The following is a 16895-nucleotide window of genomic DNA, read 5'->3' as shown; positions in this document are numbered from 1 at the left end:
GGAGCCCCGCGCGTCCCTAGGCGGTGCCCGACTGCTCCGTCTCCTCCGAAGGCGCTTCCGGTCCCCCAGTGGCCGCCCCGGGGCGCGCCCCCTCGGGTGCCTCCCCGTGCAGCCCCCGCCGGACCCGTGCCAGCACCTCGGAGCCGCGCCGGAACCGGCGGCCGCCGTCGGCCCTCGGGTCGGTCACCTCGTACCGCTTGACGTACGCGCTCAGGAACGCCTGGAGGGTCGCCGTGGCGGGGATCGCGATCAGTGCGCCGACCGCGCCCATCAGCGCCGTGCCCGCGATGACGGAGCCGAAGGCGACGGCGGGGTGGATGTCGACCGTGCGCGCGGTGATCCGGGGTTGCAGCAGGTAGTTCTCGAACTGCTGGTAGACCACGACGAACGCGAACACCCACAGCGCGTACCAGGGGTCCACGGTGAAGGCGATCAGAATGGGCAGGGCCCCTGCGAGATACGTACCGATGGTCGGGATGAACTGCGAGACCAGGCCGACCCAGACGCCCAGCGCGGGGGCGTAGGGCACCCCGAGGGCCTCCAGCAGGACGTAGTGGGCGGCCCCGGAGATCAGCGCCATCAGGCCGCGCGAGTAGAGGTAGCCGCCCGTCTTGGCGACCGCGATCTCCCAGGCGCGCAGCACCTCCGCCTGGCGGCTCGGCGGCAGCACGGAGCAGAGCGCGCGGCGCAGCCGGGGGCCGTCGGCCGCGAAGTAGAACGAGAACAGCGCCACCGTCAGCAGGTTGAACAGGCTGCCCAGCACCGTCGCGGAGACGGCGAGGACGTTGTTGGCGCTGTCCTGGACGTACTTCTGCAGCCAGTCGGAGTTGAGGAGGTTGTTCTGCACCTCCAGCCGGGACAGGTGGGTGTGGAAGGTGCTGTTCGCCCAGCTGATGACGGAGTCCAGATACTGCGGGAACTCCTCGACCATGGTCGCGATCTGGCCCGCGACCATCGACCCGAGGAGGGCGAAGAAACCCGCCGCGGCGACGAGGAGGCCAAGGAAGACGGTGCCGGTGGCGAGGCCGCGCCGCACGCCGCGCGCCGCCATCCAGTCCACCGCGGGCTCGACGGCCAGCGCGAGGAAGAAGGCGATCAGGATGTTCAGCAGCAGGCCGATGAGCTGGTGGAATCCCCAGCTGGCGAGCTGGAAACAGGCCACCAGCGCGAGCGCCAGCACCATGGCGCGCGGCAGCCAGCGCGGCATCCGCGCGTCCGGCGGCTCGGGAGGTCGTCGGGCGTCGTCGCTGGGCGTGTCATCAATCGCGGGCACCGGCCCAGTGTCGCGCACCCGTACGACACTCCTGGCCGTCCCCCGGGATCGGCCGGTCAGCGCCGCTCGTCCGGTACGTCCATGGTGACGCAGACCACCCGCCACACCTCCTTGGCGCTCCAGCCCGCCGCCAGCGCCTCGTGGACGGTGCGGCCCCCGAGGCCGGACATCACATGGTCGCGGGCGAACGAGTCGGCGTACGCCGGTCCGAAGTGGTCCGCCATCCGCTGCCAGAAATCCGTCAGCCTCATGAATCCCGTTTCCTCATGGCCCCGGCCCCGCCCGTCCGCCGGCCCGCGGCCGGAGCGGCACCGTGGTCCCCGCAGCGTATGCCCTCCTCACCAGGGGGCGCCGCCATCAATCCGGCGCCCCCGGTGTCCCGCCCTGGGAGGGCGTGGGCCCCGGTGCGGTGCGCCGGGGCGTGATCCGGCCCTACGGTGCGGGGCATGGCCGAAACCGCAAGCCCGTCGCCGTCCCCGCCGGCCCGTGCCGAGCGCTTCGTGTGGCTCACCGCCCGGGTGCTCGAACAGCGGCTCTTCGCGTACCACTTCCTGGGCGGCGGTGACACCCCGGTGGAGCGGGCGCTCGCCGCGTACCGCAACGACGACGGCGGGTACGGCCACGCGCTGGAGCCGGAGCTGCGCGGACCGGCCAGCCAGCCGCTGCACACCGCGCACGCCCTGGGGGTGCTGGACCGCATCGGGCGTTGCGACAGCCGCCACATCGAGCACGTCTGCCGCTATCTGACGCGGATCTCGACCCGGGACGGGGCGCTGCCCGCGCTGCACCCGTCGGCGCGTGGGTACCCGGTGGCCCCGTGGTTGCCGGTCGCCGGCGATCCGCCCAGTTCCGCGCGGGCCGCGGACACCCCGGTCGCCCCGGGGTACGCCCCCGGGGAGCATCACTTCGCGTACGACTACGCGACCGCGCCCGGGGCGCTCGCCCGCGGCTGGTTCACGGACGCGGAGCTGGCGCGGTCGCTGGACCACCTCGCCTCGCTGCAGCGCGACGACGGCGGCTGGCCCGCCGACGCGTACGTCCGGGCGCCGGGCACCGCGGCGGAGAGCCGCCCGGTCGTCACCCTGCGGGCCCTGCTGACGCTGCGCGCACACGGGTGGGCGCTGGACTGAGCGGGGCGGCGGGCCGCGGCGCTCAGTGGTCGGGCGCGGGAGACGTGGGCGGCCGGGTGGGAAAGACGTGGGCGGCCGGGTGGGAAAGACATGGGCGGCCGGGTGGGAAAGACATGGACAGCCGCGTGGGGAAGACGTGGGCGGTGGCCGCGGTGGGGCGAAGGCGCGGCGCGCGGCCGCTCCGCTCGGCCGTGGACGGCCCGCCGCACCCGCCGTGAGCTGCACGGATGCCCCGTTCCGGCGGCGTTGTCAGTGGGGCGGTGCACGATGGGGGGCATGGACGGGACAGCGCTCGATTCCTTCTCCGCCGCGACCCGCGGCTGGTTCACCGGCGCCTTCCAGGCGCCGACGGCGGCGCAGGAGGGTGCCTGGAGCGCGCTGCGCGAAGGCTCGGATGTCCTGGTGGTGGCGCCGACAGGCTCCGGCAAGACGCTCGCCGCGTTCCTCGCCTCGCTGGACGCGCTGGCGAGCACCCCGCCCCCGGCGCAGCCGAAGAAGCGCTGCCGGGTGCTGTACGTCTCGCCGCTGAAGGCCCTCGCCGTCGATGTCGAACGTAATCTGCGCAGTCCGCTGACCGGCATCCGGCAGGAGTCGGTCCGGCTCGGGCTGCCGGAGCCGGACCTCACCGTCGGCATCCGCTCCGGTGACACCCCGGCCGCCGAACGCCGCGCGCTCGCCACCCGCCCGCCCGACATCCTGATCACCACCCCCGAGTCGCTGTTCCTCATGCTCACGTCGTCGGCCCGGGAGGCGCTGGAAGGCGTCGAGACGGTGATCCTCGACGAGGTGCACGCCGTCGCCGGGACGAAGCGCGGCGCGCATCTGGCGCTGTCCCTGGAGCGGCTCGACGCGCTGCTGCCACGCCCGGCCCGCCGGATCGGACTGTCGGCGACGGTCCGCCCGGTGGAGGAGGTGGCCCGCTATCTGTCGCCGCGGCGCCGGGTGGAGATCGTGCAGCCGCTGTCCGGGAAGCGGTTCGACCTGTCGGTGGTCGTCCCGGTCGAGGACATGGGGGAGCTGGGCGGCTCGCCCGTACGGGAGGGCGAGGCGGGCGAGAAGCCGTCGATCTGGCCGCAGGTCGAGGAGCGGATCGCCGACCTGGTGCAGGCCCACCGCTCCACGATCGTCTTCGCCAACTCCCGCCGCTTGGCGGAGCGGCTCTGCAACCGCCTCAACGAGATCGCCCACGAGCGGGCGACCGGCGAGCCGCTGCCGGAGGACCACTCCCCGGCCGAGCTGATGGCCGAGTCCGGCGCCGCCAAGGGCGCGCCGCCGGTGCTGGCCCGCGCCCACCACGGTTCGGTCTCCAAGGAGCAGCGGGCCCTGGTGGAGGAGGACCTCAAGGCGGGGCGGCTCCCGGCCGTCGTCGCCACCTCCAGCCTGGAGCTGGGCATCGACATGGGCGCGGTCGATCTGGTGATCCAGGTCGAATCGCCGCCGTCGGTGGCGTCCGGGCTCCAGCGGGTGGGCCGGGCCGGGCATCAGGTGGGCGCGGTGTCGAAGGGCATCGTCTTCCCGAAGTACCGCGGCGACCTGGTGCAGGCGGCCGTGGTCACCGAGCGGATGCGGACGGGCGCCATCGAGGCGCTGCGGGTGCCCGCCAACCCGCTCGACGTCCTGGCGCAGCAGCTCGTGGCGATGACGGCGCTCGACGCCTGGGATGTCGGGGAGCTGCTGGCCCTGGTGCGCCGCGCGGCGCCGTTCGCCTCCCTCCCGGAGTCGGCGTTCACCTCCGTCCTGGACATGCTGGCCGGTCGCTATCCGTCCGACGCCTTCGCCGAGCTGCGGCCGCGTCTGGTGTGGGACCGCGTCGCGCAGACGGTGACCGGCCGCCCCGGCGCGCAGCGGCTCGCCGTCACCTCCGGCGGCACGATCCCCGACCGCGGGCTGTTCGGCGTCTTCCTGGCCGGGGGCGACGGCAAGGGCGGCGGCCGCCGGGTCGGCGAGCTGGACGAGGAGATGGTCTACGAGTCCCGCGTCGGCGACGTCTTCACCCTCGGCACGACCTCCTGGCGCATCGAGGACATCACCCGCGACCGCGTCCTGGTCACCCCCGCCCCCGGGGTGCCGGGCCGCCTGCCCTTCTGGAAGGGCGACCAGCTGGGCCGCCCCCTGGAACTGGGCCGCGCGCTCGGCGCGTTCCTCCGCGAGATCGGGGCGCTGTCGCCCGAGGAGGCACGGGCCCGGCTCGCCGCCGCCGGGCTCGACGACTGGGCCTGCGACAACGTCCTCGGCTACCTCGCCGAGCAGCGGCAGGCGTGCGGCCATGTGCCGGACGACCGCACCGTCGTCGTGGAGCGGTTCCGGGACGAGCTGGGCGACTGGCGGGTCGTGGTGCACTCCCCTTTCGGCGCGCAGGTGCACGCCCCGTGGGCGCTCGCCCTCGGCGCGCGGCTCGCCGAGCGCCACGGCATCGACGCCCAGGTGATGCATGCCGACGACGGGATCGTGCTGCGGCTGCCCGACGCGGATCTGCTGGGCCTCGACCTCCTCGACGGGCCGGGCGGCGCCGGTCCCGTGGCGGGCGCGGAGTTCGACCCGGAGCAGTCGCCGGTCGGCGCCGCCGATGTCGTCTTCGATCCCGGTGAGGTCGATCAGCTGGTCACCGACCAGGTGGGCGGCTCGGCACTGTTCGCCTCCCGCTTCCGGGAGTGCGCGGCGCGCGCCCTGCTGCTGCCGCGGCGCAGCCCCGGCCGGCGCACCCCGTTGTGGCAGCAGCGCCAGCGCGCGGCGCAACTCCTCCAGGTGGCGAGCGAGTTCGGCTCGTTCCCGATCGTCCTGGAGGCGGTGCGCGAATGCCTCCAGGACGTGTTCGACGTCCCCGGGCTGACGGAGCTGATGGGCGACATCGAGGCCCGCCGGGTCCGCCTGGTGGAGGTCACCACCCCGGAGCCGTCCCCGTTCGCCCGCTCCCTCCTCTTCGGTTACGTCGCGCAGTTCCTGTACGAGGGCGACTCCCCGCTCGCCGAACGCCGGGCCGCCGCGCTGTCGCTGGACTCCCGGCTCCTGGCGGAGCTGCTGGGCCGGGCGGAGCTGCGTGAGCTGCTGGATCCGGAGGTGCTGGCGGAGCTGGAGCGGGAGTTGCAGTGGCGCACCGACGACCGCCGCGTCAAGGACGCCGAGGGCGTCGCCGACCTGCTGCGGGTGCTGGGTCCGCTGACCGACGCGGAGCTGGCCGAGCGGGGCGCCGACCCGGCGTGGGCCGAGGAGCTGGCGGCGGCCCGGCGCGCCATCCCGGTGCGGCTGGCGGGCACCGCGCACCGGGCCGCCGTCGAGGACGCCGGGCGGCTCCGCGACGCCCTGGGCACGGCGCTGCCGGTGGGCGTCCCCGAGGCGTTCACGGAGCCGGTGGCCGATCCGCTGGGCGATCTGCTGTCCCGGTACGCCCGCACCCACGGCCCGTTCACCTCCGAGCAGGCCGCGGCCCGCTTCGGGCTGGGCCCGGCCGTCACCGACGGCGCCCTGCACCGTCTGGCGGCGTCCGGCCGCCTGGTGCAGGGCGAGTTCCATCCGGCGGGCATCGGCCAGGAGTGGTGCGACGCGCAGGTGCTGCGGCGGCTGCGGCGCCGTTCGCTGGCGGCGCTGCGTGAGGAGCTGGAGCCGGTGCCGCCCACCGCGCTGGCCGTATTCCTGCCCCGGTGGCAGCAGGTCGGCACGCCCCGCCTGGCTTCGGGCGCCGCCCGTCCGCCGCAGGGCGCCGCCCCCGGGCTGCGCGGGATCGACGGACTGGTGCGCGCCGTCGAGCAGTTGCAGGGCGCTCCGGTGCCCGCGTCGGCGCTGGAGAAGCTCGTCCTGCCGTCCCGCGTCGCGGACTACTCCCCCGCCCTGCTGGACGAACTCACCGCCACCGGCGAGGTGGTGTGGGCGGGCGCGGGCGCGCTGCCCGGCAAGGACGGCTGGCTCACCCTCCATCTCGCCGACACCGCGCCGCTGTCGCTGGCGCCACCGCTCCCCCTGGAGGTGTCGGCGCTGCACGCCTCCGTCCTGGACGCCCTCGCGCCCGGGTACGGCCTGTTCTTCCGCCAGCTCGCCGACCGGGTCCGCGCCACCACCCACCCCGAGGTCACCGATCCGCAACTCGCCGACGCCCTCTGGGAGCTGACGTGGTCGGGCCGTCTCACCAACGACACACTGGCCCCGCTGCGCGCCCTTCTCGGCTCGGGCCGCACGGCCGGTTCCACCGCGCACCGCGCCCGCCGCTCCGTGCCCCGCGGCCGCTACGGCGTACCGGCGGCGCGCGGCGCCCGCCCGACCGCGTCCCGCTCCGGCCCGCCGACCGCGGGGGGCCGCTGGTCGCTGCTGCCCGCCCTGGAGCCCGATCCGACGCACCGCGCCCACGCCCTGGCCCGTACGCTCCTGGACCGCCACGGCATCGTCACCCGCGGCGCGGTCGCGGCGGAGGGCGTCGAGGGCGGTTTCTCGGCGGCGTACCGCGTGCTGGCCGCCTTCGAGGAGAGCGGGCAGGCCCGCCGCGGCTATGTCGTCGAGGGGCTGGGCGCGGCCCAGTTCGCGGTGGACGGCGCGGTCGACCGGCTCCGCGCGGTGCACAACCGCCGCGAGCGCGACGCCTCGGACGGCTTCGCCCCGCCGCCGGACCGGCGGGGCGGCGACGGCCCGCAGCGGGCGGTGGTGCTCGCGGCCGCCGACCCGGCCAACGCCTACGGCGCGGCACTGCCGTGGCCCGAGCCGCCCACGGGCTGCACCCACAAACCGGGCCGCAAGGCCGGTTCCCTGGTCGTCCTGGTCGACGGCGAGCTGACCCTCTACATGGAGCGCGGCGGCAAGACCCTGCTGCTGTGGCCGCTCGGCACGGACGCGGACGGACCCCGGCCCGACGCCCGGCTGCGCCAGGCGGTCGAGGCGCTGGCCGCCCTCGCCCGCGCGGGCGCCCTGGGCACGGTCACCACCGAGCGCATCAACGGCATATCCGCGCTGACCTCCCCCTTCGCCGCCCTCCTGGAGGAGGCGGGTTTCCATCCCACGCCACGGGGGCTGCGGTTGCGGGCGTGAGGAAGGCGGGCTCGCCCGCGCCTGAAAGGGGCCCGCATCGTGCATGCGAGGGCAGGGAGGGGGCGGCCCTACCCTCGCCGTACCCCTTGGGCCGTCCCGGGGGCACGCGGTACGGCCCCGCGCCTCGCCGAACGGTCCCACACCCTGAGCGCCCGGCAAAGGCACGGCCCCCGCCCCCTGCCCCCGGGACGGCCCCTCCCCGGCATCATGGACCCATGCCCGAAGGTGACACGGTCTGGCGGGTCGCCCGGCAGTTGCACGAGGCGCTGGCGGGGGAGGAGCTGATCCGGTGCGAGCTGCGCGTACCGCGGCTCGCGACGGCCGATCTGTCCGGCCGGACGGTCCGGGAGGTGGTGCCGCGCGGCAAGCATCTGCTCCTCCGCGTCGAGGGCGGTCTGACCCTCCACTCGCATCTGCGGATGGACGGCGCCTGGCGGATCCACACGCCCGGGGAGCGGTGGCGCGGCGGCCCCGCGCACCAGATCCGTGCGGTACTCGGCACGGCGCACCGCACCGCCGTCGGGTACCGCCTGCCCGTACTGGAGCTGATACCGACCGCCGACGAGGCCCGCGTCGTGGGACACCTGGGCCCCGACCCGCTGGGCCCTGACTGGGACCCCGAGGAGGCGCTGCGCCGCCTGCTCACCACCCCGGAACGCCCGCTCGGCGAGGCCCTGCTCGACCAGCGCAACCTCGCCGGGATCGGCAACGTCTACCGGTGCGAGCTGTGCTTCGTGCTCGGCGCCTCCCCCTGGCTACCGGTCGGGCAGTTCCCCGACCCCGCCCGCGCACCGGCCCTCGCCCGGCGACTGCTGGAAGCCAACAAGAACCACCCCGCTCGCCGCACCGTCCCCGGCGCCCGCCCCGACCGCCGCCTGTGGGTCCACGGCCGCGCCGACCGCCCCTGCCACCGCTGCGGCACCCTCGTACGCCACCGCGCACAGGGCCCGACGGCCGACGAGCGCGTCACCTACTGGTGCCCCACCTGCCAGCCGGGCCCCACGCCCGAAGCCTGACGGCACGCCCCGCGCCCGCCCGGTCCGCCCGAAAGCCCCCGTACCGCTCCCCGCCTCGTGCCCACGCCCCTCACAGCCCGCACGGCATCCGCCCCGGCCCGCCGCGGAGCGGCCACCGCACCGCCTCGCCTCAGCCCCGCTTCCCGGGCGCCCGCCCCCGCGACAACACCGCCCACACCGGACGCACGACATCCCCGGCCCGACGCCGCCTCCCCGCCCACGGCACACAATGCACCGGCAGCAGACTCAGCCCCCAGCCGCCCGCGGCCACCGCCGATTCGACCGGTCCCGCGGTGGCGGGCCACCAGACCAGCCGGGCCACCGCCCACCACCACAGCGCCCCGGCCACCACCGCGATCACGACGCGCCCTCGGGCACCGACCCGCGGACCTGGCCGACCGGTCCCCCGGCCGGTCGATGCGCACCTCGCCGCTCCGTGTCCGCTCATCGCCGCCTCCTCCGGCCGGCCGCCGTCCGGGTTCCGCCCCGCCCCCGCCCCGTACGACGCTAGTGGCGCCCCGTAACGGTGCGGCAGGGCGCATCGGCGCTCCCCCGGCGCACGTCCGCGCCGCGCCCGCCCACCGGCCGGGCCCCCGCGCACGCCCCGTGCGGCCGCACCGATGGCGCGACCGTGCGGCGGGCCTCCGGCGTCCGTCAGCGGGCCTCGGCCTGGAACATCCAGTGGTGTTTCTCCAGGTCACCGGTGAGGCCGATGAGCAGATCCTGGGTGACGGGATCGGGCGTCCCGGTCGCGTCGATCCGCTGCCGCATCCGCCCGATGACCACGCCCAGTGCGGTGACCAGCGCCGCGACCCCGGCCTCGTCCTTGATCCAGCCCTCCGCGACCTCCGCGATGCCGGTGGTCTTCGCGACTGTCGCGGCCCGGCCGTCCGGCGGCACCCCCACCGCGGACGCCCGCTCGGCGACCTCGTCCGCGTGTGCCCGCGCCGAGGCGACGACCTCGTCGAGCTGGAGATGGACGGAGCGGAACCGCGGGCCGACGACGTTCCAGTGCACCTGCTTGGCGACGAGGGAGAGATCCACCAGATCGACCAGGGCGCCCTGGAGGGCCTTCCCCACGGTGGCGCGGTCGGCGTCGGACAGCGTGCTCGTGACCACAGACATCCAGCTCCTCCTCATGGGGACGAACGCCCCGGCACCAGAGGCCCGAAGCGTTCGGGAATGTACGGGTTCGGTCATCGTATAAACGATCGGCCGGCGGCGAGCAGTCGAGCGGCCGGACCGGGCACCGTGCCCGCGGCGCCCAAGGATCCGTGCGTATGCCACCGGTCGCGCCCGGCCCCGGACGGCACGGAGCCCCGCCCGGCTGCTGCCGGGCGGGGCTCCGTAAAGGGTCTGTGCGGTGCGTCAGGCGGCGACGACGTCCACGACATCGGCCGGCGACTTGATCGTCACGCGGTCCTCCGCCACACCCGTCAGGGAGGCGACGGACACGGCGTTGAACGTGGGCCGCACCGGTGCGGGCACCGAGTCGGTCGCGGCCGCGGACGCGGCAAGTTCGGCGAGCGCCAGCTCGTCGCTGACCTCACGCATCAGCTCGGACATGCGCACATCCAGCGCGTCGCAGATCGACGAGAGCAGTTCGGACGACGCTTCCTTCTGTCCTCGTTCGACCTCGGACAAATAGCCGAGCGACACCCGGGCGGAGGAAGAGACCTCGCGCAGGGTGCGGCCTTGGCGCTGACGCTGTCGGCGCAGCACGTCACCCAGCAGGCGACGAAGCAGAATCATCGCTGGCTCCCTCCTCGGACCTCGGATCCGGATCCTTCTCGCCCCACCGTACCGCCTCCGGCCGTGGCCGTGCCGGGCGCAAGTACGTGTTCACTCAGGGCTGCAAACATCCCTTCCCCCCGTGTTGTTCCGTATCCTGTGCCCCCGTATTTTCTGTCAGTTCGCCGAGCAGCAGCCCCACCGCGGCCTCGACGCTGTCCCTGCGGATCCCCTCGCGGTCCCCCTCCAGGGCCAGCCGCCGCACCGCGGCCACCTCCCCGGGACCGCAGACCGCGACATAGACGGTGCCCACCGACTGCCCGTCCTGCGGATCCGGGCCGGCCACCCCGGTGGTGGCGACGCCCCAGTCGGCGCCCAGCAGCCGCCGCACCCCGCAGGCCATCTGCCGCGCCACCTCGCCGTCCACCGCGCCCCGCACCGCGAGCAGCTCCCCGTCGACGCCCAGCACGGAACGCTTGACGTCGGTGGCGTACGCGGTCACCGCGCCGCGCACCACGCGCGAGGCCCCGGGCACGGCGGTCAGCCCGGCGGCGACCAGGCCACCGGTGAGCGATTCGGCCGCCGCGAGGGTCTCTCCCCGCGCCGCGAGCAGCTCCAGCGCCCGCGCCGCCGCCCCGCCCGCCGGGCCGGTCACCGTACGGCGTCCCGCTCGGCGCGCTCGCGGACCAGACCGGCCCGGCGCAACGCGACGGCCTGGCGTACGTAGTCGAGGCCGGTCACGACGGTCAGCGCCACGGCGACCGCCATCACCCACCAGCGGAACGTGGCCAGCGGGCCTGTGAGCACCAGGACGTACATCCCGACGGCGATGCCCTGCGCCAAAGTCTTGATCTTGCCGCCACGACTGGCCGGAATCACCCCGTGCTTGATCACCCAGAACCGCAGGAGCGTGATGCCCAGCTCCCGGAAGAGGATCACGCCCGTCACCCACCACGGCAGATCGCCCAGCACCGACAGGCAGATGAGCGCCGCGCCCATGATCGCCTTGTCGGCGATCGGGTCGGCGATCTTCCCGAAGTCGGTGACGAGGTTGTACGACCGCGCCAGATGCCCGTCGAAGACGTCGGTGATCATGGCGACGGCGAACGCGGCCCAGGCGAACGCGCGCCACGCCGGGTCCCGGCCGTCGCCGTGCATCAGCAGCAGGACGAAGGCCGGTACCAGGACCAGCCGGAGCATCGTCAGGACGTTGGCGATGTTCCACAGCCCGGCCTGCCGGACCGCCGCCGGGCGCGGCCCGCCGGTGGCGGAAGCCGGCAGCGGCGTCATCTGCCCGCCCCCTCGGCGCCCTCGGCCGAACACACCTCGGCGACCAGATCCACGCCCTCGCTGGCGACGACCTTCGCCTCGGCCATCCGGCCAGGCGTCAGGCCGTCCGCGCCCCGCAGCAGCGTCACGCCGTCGGTCTCGGGCGCCTGGTGGGCGCCCCGGCCCACCACACCGTCCTCGTCGTCGATCCGGTCGACCAGCACCCGCACCGTGTCGCCGATGCGCTCCTCGGCGCGCTGCGCGGTCAGCTCCTCGGCCAGCCGCGACACCCGCGCCAGCCGCTCGGCGACCACGTCCGGATCGGTCTTGTCCGCGTACGAGGCCGCTTCGGTGCCGTCCTCGTCGGAGTAGCCGAAGATGCCGATCGCATCGAGCCGCGCGCCGGTGAGGAAGCGCTCCAGCTCGGCGACGTCGTCCTCGGTCTCGCCGGGGAAGCCGACGATGAAGTTGGAGCGCGCACCGGCCTCGGGCGCCTTGGCGCGGATCTGCTCCAGCAGCTCCAGGAAGCGGTCGGTGTCACCGAAGCGCCGCATCCGGCGCAGCACCCCGGGTGCCGCGTGCTGGAAGGAGAGGTCGAAGTAGGGCGCCACCTTGTCGGTGGAGGTCAGTACGTCGATCAGCCCGGGCCGCATCTCGGCGGGCTGGAGGTAGCTGACCCGGATCCGCTCGATGCCGTCGACGGCGGCCAGCTCCGGCAGCAGCGTCTCCAGCAGGCGGATGTCGCCGAGGTCCTTGCCGTAGGAGGTGTTGTTCTCGGAGACCAGCATGATCTCCTTGACGCCCTGCTCCGCCAGCCAGCGGGTCTCCCCGAGGACGTCGGAGGGGCGCCGCGAAATGAACGAGCCGCGGAACGAGGGGATGGCGCAGAACGAGCAGCGCCGGTCGCACCCGGAGGCGAGCTTGACCGACGCCACCGGGCTGCTGTCGAGTCTGCGGCGCAGCGGCGCCCGCGGCCCGGAGGCCGGTGCCACGCCCTCGGGCAGATCGGCGGGCGGGGTGTCCTGCGCGTGGCCGGGCAGCGCGACGGCGTCGGCGTCCTGCCGCTCGGCGGGGCTGATCGGCAGCAGCGTGCGGCGGTCGCGCGGCGCGTGCGCCTCGACGTTGCCGCCGCTCAGGATGGTCTGGAGGCGGTCGGAGATGTCGGTGTAGTCGTCGAAGCCGAGCACACCGTCGGCCTCGGGCAGCGCCGAGGCCAGCTCCTTGCCGTAGCGCTCGGCCATGCAGCCGACGGCGACGACGGCCTGGGTACGGCCGTGATCCTTCAGCTCGTTGGCTTCGAGAAGGGCGTCGACGGAGTCCTTCTTGGCGGCCTCGACGAAGCCGCAGGTGTTGACGACGGCGACATCGGCATCGGCGGCGTCCTCGACGAGGTCCCAGCCGTCCGCTGCCAGGCGGCCTGCGAGCTCCTCCGAGTCCACCTCGTTACGGGCGCAGCCAAGAGTGACAAGGGCGACGGTACGGCGTTCGGGCATGGGGCTCAGCCTACTTCGTCCCGGACGCGCCCCTCGCGCGCAGGTCCGCCGCCGTGCGCTTCCGGTGTCCGGGAAGCGCACGGCGGCGGAGGATGCCCGGTCTGCTCAGCCGGCCTGCGGGTCGCCCGGGGTGTAGCTCAGCCGTTCCACGGAACCCTGGTCGCCGACCTCCTTGACCTCCTTGCCGTTGACGTACAGCTGTACGGCTCCGGCATTGCCGAGGACGAGGTCGATGCGTTCCTTGTCGGTGAAGGTCTTGGACTCGCCCTGCCGCAGCAGACCGTCCTCCAGGAGCTTGCCGTTGGCGTCCTTCGCGGAGATCCAGCTCTGGCCGTCGCGGCCGATGACCTTGATCGTCACCTTGTCCTTCGGCAGCCCGGCGATGGCACTGTCGGAGGGCTCCGGATCGGGCCGGGGGTGCTTGGCGGGGGTGGTGTGGGAGTGCGGGGCGGGCTTGTCGGGGTTGGTGTCGCCCCCGGCGACGGAGATGCCGCCGCCCTGCCCGCCGTCGCTGAACAGCGTGAAGCCGACGAAACCGACCACCGCGACGATCGCGGCGACCATCGCGGCCGTCCAGTTGGGGCGGCGCCGCTCGGGCCGGATCCGCTCGGCCTCGAAGAGCGGCGCGGCGGGCGTCGGCTCGGGACGGCCACCGTGCTCGGCGTCGTACTGCTCGATCAGCGGACCGGGATCGAGCTGGACGGCGCGGGCGAGCGTACGCAGGTGGCCCCGGGCGTAGACGTCACCGCCGCAGCGTGAGAAGTCGTCCTGTTCGATCGCGTGGACAAGGGGGATACGCACCCGTGTCGACGCGCTGACCTCTTCGACGGTCAGCCGCGCCGCGATACGGGCCTGCTGGATGGCTCGACCGACGGAAGGCCGGTCGTCAGTTGGGGAGTTGCCGATGGACACGGGGGCGCCTTTCGAGCGTGTAGCCACCTGCTGGACGTTCAGTCTAGGGGTGGACCGAAAGGGACGGGCAAGCGGGCGGACGCAGTCTGTACGCCATCGGTACGCCGGTGGCGACGCCTCCGGCTCCGCTGGTGAAGCATCGTTCCCTCACCTCCCTCAACTTGACGTATCGGCAGGAGAAACGGTTGCTTTGGCGCCCGCACGCATGACTCGTACGGGTGAATCGCTCGGGTTTTTCTACCCGGAAGCCTCCCCCCGGATAACTCCGAGCACTCCGTCCAGCTCATCCGGCTTCACCAGGACGTCGCGGGCCTTGGACCCCTCGCTCGGCCCGACGATGTGGCGCGACTCCATCAGATCCATCAGCCGGCCCGCCTTGGCGAAGCCCACCCGCAGCTTGCGCTGGAGCATGGAGGTGGAGCCGAACTGTGTCGAGACCACCAGCTCAGCGGCCTGACACAGCAGGTCGAGGTCGTCGCCGATGTCCTCGTCGATCTCCTTCTTCTGTCTGCCGCCGACCGTCACGTCGTCGCGGAAGACCGGCGCCATCTGATCCTTGCAGTGCTGCACCACCGCGGCCACCTCGGCCTCGGTGACGAACGCGCCCTGCATCCGCACCGGTTTGTTGGCGCCCATCGGCAGGAAGAGACCGTCGCCCTTGCCGATCAGCTTCTCGGCGCCCGGCTGGTCCAGGATGACGCGGCTGTCGGCGAGCGAGGACGTCGCGAAGGCGAGCCGGGAGGGGACGTTCGCCTTGATCAGGCCCGTGACGACGTCGACGGACGGCCGCTGGGTGGCGAGCACCAGATGGATACCGGCCGCGCGCGCCAGCTGTGTGATGCGGACGATCGCGTCCTCGACGTCCCGGGGCGCGACCATCATCAGGTCCGCCAGCTCGTCCACGATGACCAGCAGATACGGGTACGGCGCCAGCTCGCGTTCGCTGCCCTCGGGCGGCTTGACCTTGCCGCCTCGGACCGCCTCGTTGAAGTCGTCGATGTGGCGGTAGCCGTACGCCGCGAGGTCGTCGTAGCGCAGATCCATCTCGCGGACGACCCACTGCAGCGCCTCCGCCGCCCGCTTCGGGTTGGTGATGATCGGCGTGATCAGGTGCGGGATGCCCTCGTACGCGGTGAGCTCGACGCGCTTGGGGTCGACCAGCACCATCCGCACGTCCTCCGGGGTGGCCCGGACCATCACCGAGGTGATCAGACAGTTGATGCACGAGGACTTACCGGAACCGGTGGCACCGGCGACCAGCAGGTGCGGCATCTTCGCCATGTTGGCCATGACGTAGCCGCCCTCGACGTCCTTGCCGAGCGCCACCAGCATCGGATGCTCGTCGCCCGCCGCGTCGGCCAGCCGCAGCACATCGCCGAGGTTGACCATCTCGCGGTCGGTGTTGGGGATCTCGATGCCCACCGCGGACTTGCCGGGGATCGGGCTGATGATCCGCACGTCCGGGCTGGCCACCGCGTACGCGATGTTCTTCGCCAGCGCGGTGATCTTCTCGACCTTGACGGCCGGGCCCAGCTCGACCTCGTACCGGGTGACCGTCGGACCGCGGGTGAAGCCGGTGACCGCCGCGTCGACCTTGAACTCCTGGAAGACGTTGGTCAGCGCGGCCACTATCGCGTCGTTGGCGGCGCTGCGGGTCTTGCCCGGCCCGCCCCGGGAGAGGAGGTCCAGCGAGGGCAGGGAGTAGGTGATGTCGCCCGCCAGCTGGAGCTGCTCTGCGCGGGCGGGCAGCGCGCCGTCCGGCTCCGGCGGCGCCTTGGTGAAGTCCGGCACCGACGGCGGACCGTCCACCGGCGGCACGTGCACCGGCGGCTGCGCCGCGCGCGCCGGGGGCACCGCGCCGGACGGGGTGCTCCCCTCGCCGCTGCCCCGGCGCTCGCCGGAGATGCTGCTGCTGAGCCCGGCGATCAGCGGGGACGGCTGGACGCCGTGCAGCACCGCGCCGTCCAGCGCCGCCGCGGCCTCCGCGGCGACGTCCACCGCGTCCTTGGGCCGCGCCACGGCGGGCGGCGCCTGCTCCTTGCGGGGGCGCCGCCACTCGGCCGGCGCCTCCGCCTCCCTCTCGTCCGGCTCGCCCGCCTCCGCGGCGACGGCGCGGCGCGGACGGCGCGCCGGACGCTCCTCCCACTCCTCCTCGTCGTCCGCCCAGTCCGCCTCCGGCTCGGTCTCCAGCACGCCGAGCCGGGCGCCGAGCGCGCGCAGCCGCTGCGGGATCGCGTTGACCGGGGTGGCCGTGACGACCAGCAGGCCGAACACCGTCAGCAGCACCAGCAGCGCCACCGCCAGCATCTGCCCGAGGGTGAAGATCAGGGGCTTGGAGACCGCCCAGCCGACATAGCCACCGGCGTCCCGCACCCCCACCGCGTTGTCCCGGCCCGGCGACCCACAGGCGATCGCGACCTGCCCGAGGACGCCGATGACCAGCGCGGAGAGCCCGATCACGATCCGGCCGTTGGCCTCGGGCTGCTCAGGATGGCGGATCAGCCGGATGGCGATCCCGGCCAGCAGGATCGGCACCACCAGGTCGAGCCGCCCGAACGCGCCGGTCACCAGCAGCTCGACGAGATCGCCGACGGGACCGCTGAGGTTGGACCAGGTACCGGCCGCGACGACCAGCGCCAGGCCGAGCAGCAGCAGCCCGAGGCCGTCCCTGCGGTGCGCCTCGTCGAGGTTCTTCGCCCCGCGGCCCATCCCGCGGAACACCGCGCCGCACGCCCGGCCGCAGGCCCGTACGAGGCGGACGATGCCACCGGTCGGGGACGGCGCCGGTGGGGGCGGCGCCTTCTTCGCCGGTGCCCTCTTGGCGGGCGCTTTCCGGGGCGGCGCCTTCTTCGCGGCGGTCTTCTTCGCCGGCGGCTTACGCGCAGCCGCCTTCTTCGCCGCGGGCTTCTTGGCGGCGCCCCCGGACGCTCCGGCGCGCTGCTTCGAGGGGCCCGCCGTGCGCTGGGTTCCCTTGCCGGACGTACGTGAGGCCATGGTGCCGAGATTACAGGCGCCGCCGGAGCTGACACGAGCGCAGACCACTTCACCCGAACGTGTCGTA

13 protein-coding genes are annotated in these 16895 nt (G+C 74.1%); 3 read left to right on the top strand and 10 right to left on the bottom strand.

The genetic code is table 11. The annotated features are described in order from the left end of the window. Positions 1-16: 16 nt before the first annotated feature. Positions 17-1207: an AI-2E family transporter gene (locus OG422_RS23530; RefSeq protein WP_405747959.1), complete on the bottom strand. Its 1191-nt coding sequence runs from the start codon at positions 1205-1207 to the stop codon at positions 17-19. Positions 1208-1329: 122 nt separating this feature from the next. Next, positions 1330-1524, bottom strand: a complete 195-nt coding sequence (locus OG422_RS23525; RefSeq protein WP_030288116.1) for a DUF3046 domain-containing protein — start codon at positions 1522-1524, stop codon at positions 1330-1332. A gap of 195 nt (positions 1525-1719) precedes the next feature. Between OG422_RS23525 and OG422_RS23520 the strand changes: the two genes are divergently transcribed. From OG422_RS23520 to OG422_RS23510, 3 genes are all read left to right on the top strand, one after another. Continuing rightward, on the top strand, positions 1720-2403 hold the full coding sequence (locus tag OG422_RS23520; RefSeq protein WP_405745212.1) for a hypothetical protein: 684 nt from the start codon (positions 1720-1722) through the stop codon (positions 2401-2403). Positions 2404-2679: 276 nt separating this feature from the next. Beyond that, complete coding sequence (locus tag OG422_RS23515) at positions 2680-7413, top strand: ATP-dependent helicase (RefSeq protein WP_405745209.1); 4734 nt, start codon at positions 2680-2682, stop codon at positions 7411-7413. A gap of 215 nt (positions 7414-7628) precedes the next feature. Next, on the top strand, positions 7629-8429 hold the full coding sequence (locus OG422_RS23510; RefSeq protein ID WP_405745205.1) for an Fpg/Nei family DNA glycosylase: 801 nt from the start codon (positions 7629-7631) through the stop codon (positions 8427-8429). Positions 8430-8559: 130 nt separating this feature from the next. Here the strand turns inward: OG422_RS23510 and OG422_RS23505 are convergent, their stop codons facing one another. From OG422_RS23505 to OG422_RS23470, 8 genes are all read right to left on the bottom strand, one after another. Then, positions 8560-8790: a hypothetical protein gene (locus tag OG422_RS23505; RefSeq protein WP_405745202.1), complete on the bottom strand. Its 231-nt coding sequence runs from the start codon at positions 8788-8790 to the stop codon at positions 8560-8562. 293 nt (positions 8791-9083) lie between these two features. Beyond that, positions 9084-9554, bottom strand: coding sequence for a Dps family protein (locus tag OG422_RS23500; protein ID WP_143944449.1), 471 nt, complete (start codon positions 9552-9554; stop codon positions 9084-9086). A gap of 243 nt (positions 9555-9797) precedes the next feature. Further along, the gene (locus OG422_RS23495) at positions 9798-10181 is read right to left on the bottom strand and encodes a helix-turn-helix domain-containing protein (protein ID WP_405745199.1); all 384 of its coding nucleotides are present in this window, start codon (positions 10179-10181) and stop codon (positions 9798-9800) included. 94 nt (positions 10182-10275) lie between these two features. Further along, positions 10276-10815: a CinA family protein gene (locus OG422_RS23490; RefSeq protein WP_405745196.1), complete on the bottom strand. Its 540-nt coding sequence runs from the start codon at positions 10813-10815 to the stop codon at positions 10276-10278. Then, positions 10812-11450 (bottom strand): CDP-diacylglycerol--glycerol-3-phosphate 3-phosphatidyltransferase, encoded by a 639-nt coding sequence (gene pgsA / locus OG422_RS23485; RefSeq protein ID WP_143944452.1) that lies wholly within the window; start codon positions 11448-11450, stop codon positions 10812-10814. The genes OG422_RS23490 and pgsA overlap by 4 nt, the downstream gene beginning before the upstream one ends. Continuing rightward, positions 11447-12922, bottom strand: a complete 1476-nt coding sequence (gene rimO / locus OG422_RS23480; RefSeq protein ID WP_405745193.1) for a 30S ribosomal protein S12 methylthiotransferase RimO — start codon at positions 12920-12922, stop codon at positions 11447-11449. The genes pgsA and rimO overlap by 4 nt, the downstream gene beginning before the upstream one ends. Positions 12923-13027: 105 nt before the next feature. After that, entirely contained in the window at positions 13028-13834 is an 807-nt protein-coding gene (locus OG422_RS23475) for a helix-turn-helix domain-containing protein (RefSeq protein ID WP_405745190.1), read from the bottom strand. 237 nt (positions 13835-14071) lie between these two features. Further along, positions 14072-16828, bottom strand: a complete 2757-nt coding sequence (locus tag OG422_RS23470) for a DNA translocase FtsK (RefSeq protein WP_405745186.1) — start codon at positions 16826-16828, stop codon at positions 14072-14074. Positions 16829-16895: the final 67 nt, after the last annotated feature.

It is taken from the genome of Streptomyces sp. NBC_01525, assembly GCF_045040405.1.
Classification (GTDB): Bacteria; Actinomycetota; Actinomycetes; order Streptomycetales; family Streptomycetaceae; genus Streptomyces; species Streptomyces benahoarensis.
This window is presented reverse-complemented; position numbering and strand designations above follow the sequence as displayed.

Coding starts and splice junctions, on each gene's coding strand:
- OG422_RS23530 (WP_405747959.1), bottom strand. CDS start 1,207: ATGCCGCGCTGGCTGCCGCGCGCCATGGTGCTGGCGCTCGCGCTGGTG.
- OG422_RS23525 (WP_030288116.1), bottom strand. CDS start 1,524: ATGAGGCTGACGGATTTCTGGCAGCGGATGGCGGACCACTTCGGACCG.
- OG422_RS23520 (WP_405745212.1), top strand. CDS start 1,720: ATGGCCGAAACCGCAAGCCCGTCGCCGTCCCCGCCGGCCCGTGCCGAG.
- OG422_RS23515 (WP_405745209.1), top strand. CDS start 2,680: ATGGACGGGACAGCGCTCGATTCCTTCTCCGCCGCGACCCGCGGCTGG.
- OG422_RS23510 (WP_405745205.1), top strand. CDS start 7,629: ATGCCCGAAGGTGACACGGTCTGGCGGGTCGCCCGGCAGTTGCACGAG.
- OG422_RS23500 (WP_143944449.1), bottom strand. CDS start 9,554: ATGTCTGTGGTCACGAGCACGCTGTCCGACGCCGACCGCGCCACCGTG.
- OG422_RS23495 (WP_405745199.1), bottom strand. CDS start 10,181: ATGATTCTGCTTCGTCGCCTGCTGGGTGACGTGCTGCGCCGACAGCGT.
- pgsA (WP_143944452.1), bottom strand. CDS start 11,450: ATGACGCCGCTGCCGGCTTCCGCCACCGGCGGGCCGCGCCCGGCGGCG.
- rimO (WP_405745193.1), bottom strand. CDS start 12,922: ATGCCCGAACGCCGTACCGTCGCCCTTGTCACTCTTGGCTGCGCCCGT.
- OG422_RS23470 (WP_405745186.1), bottom strand. CDS start 16,828: ATGGCCTCACGTACGTCCGGCAAGGGAACCCAGCGCACGGCGGGCCCC.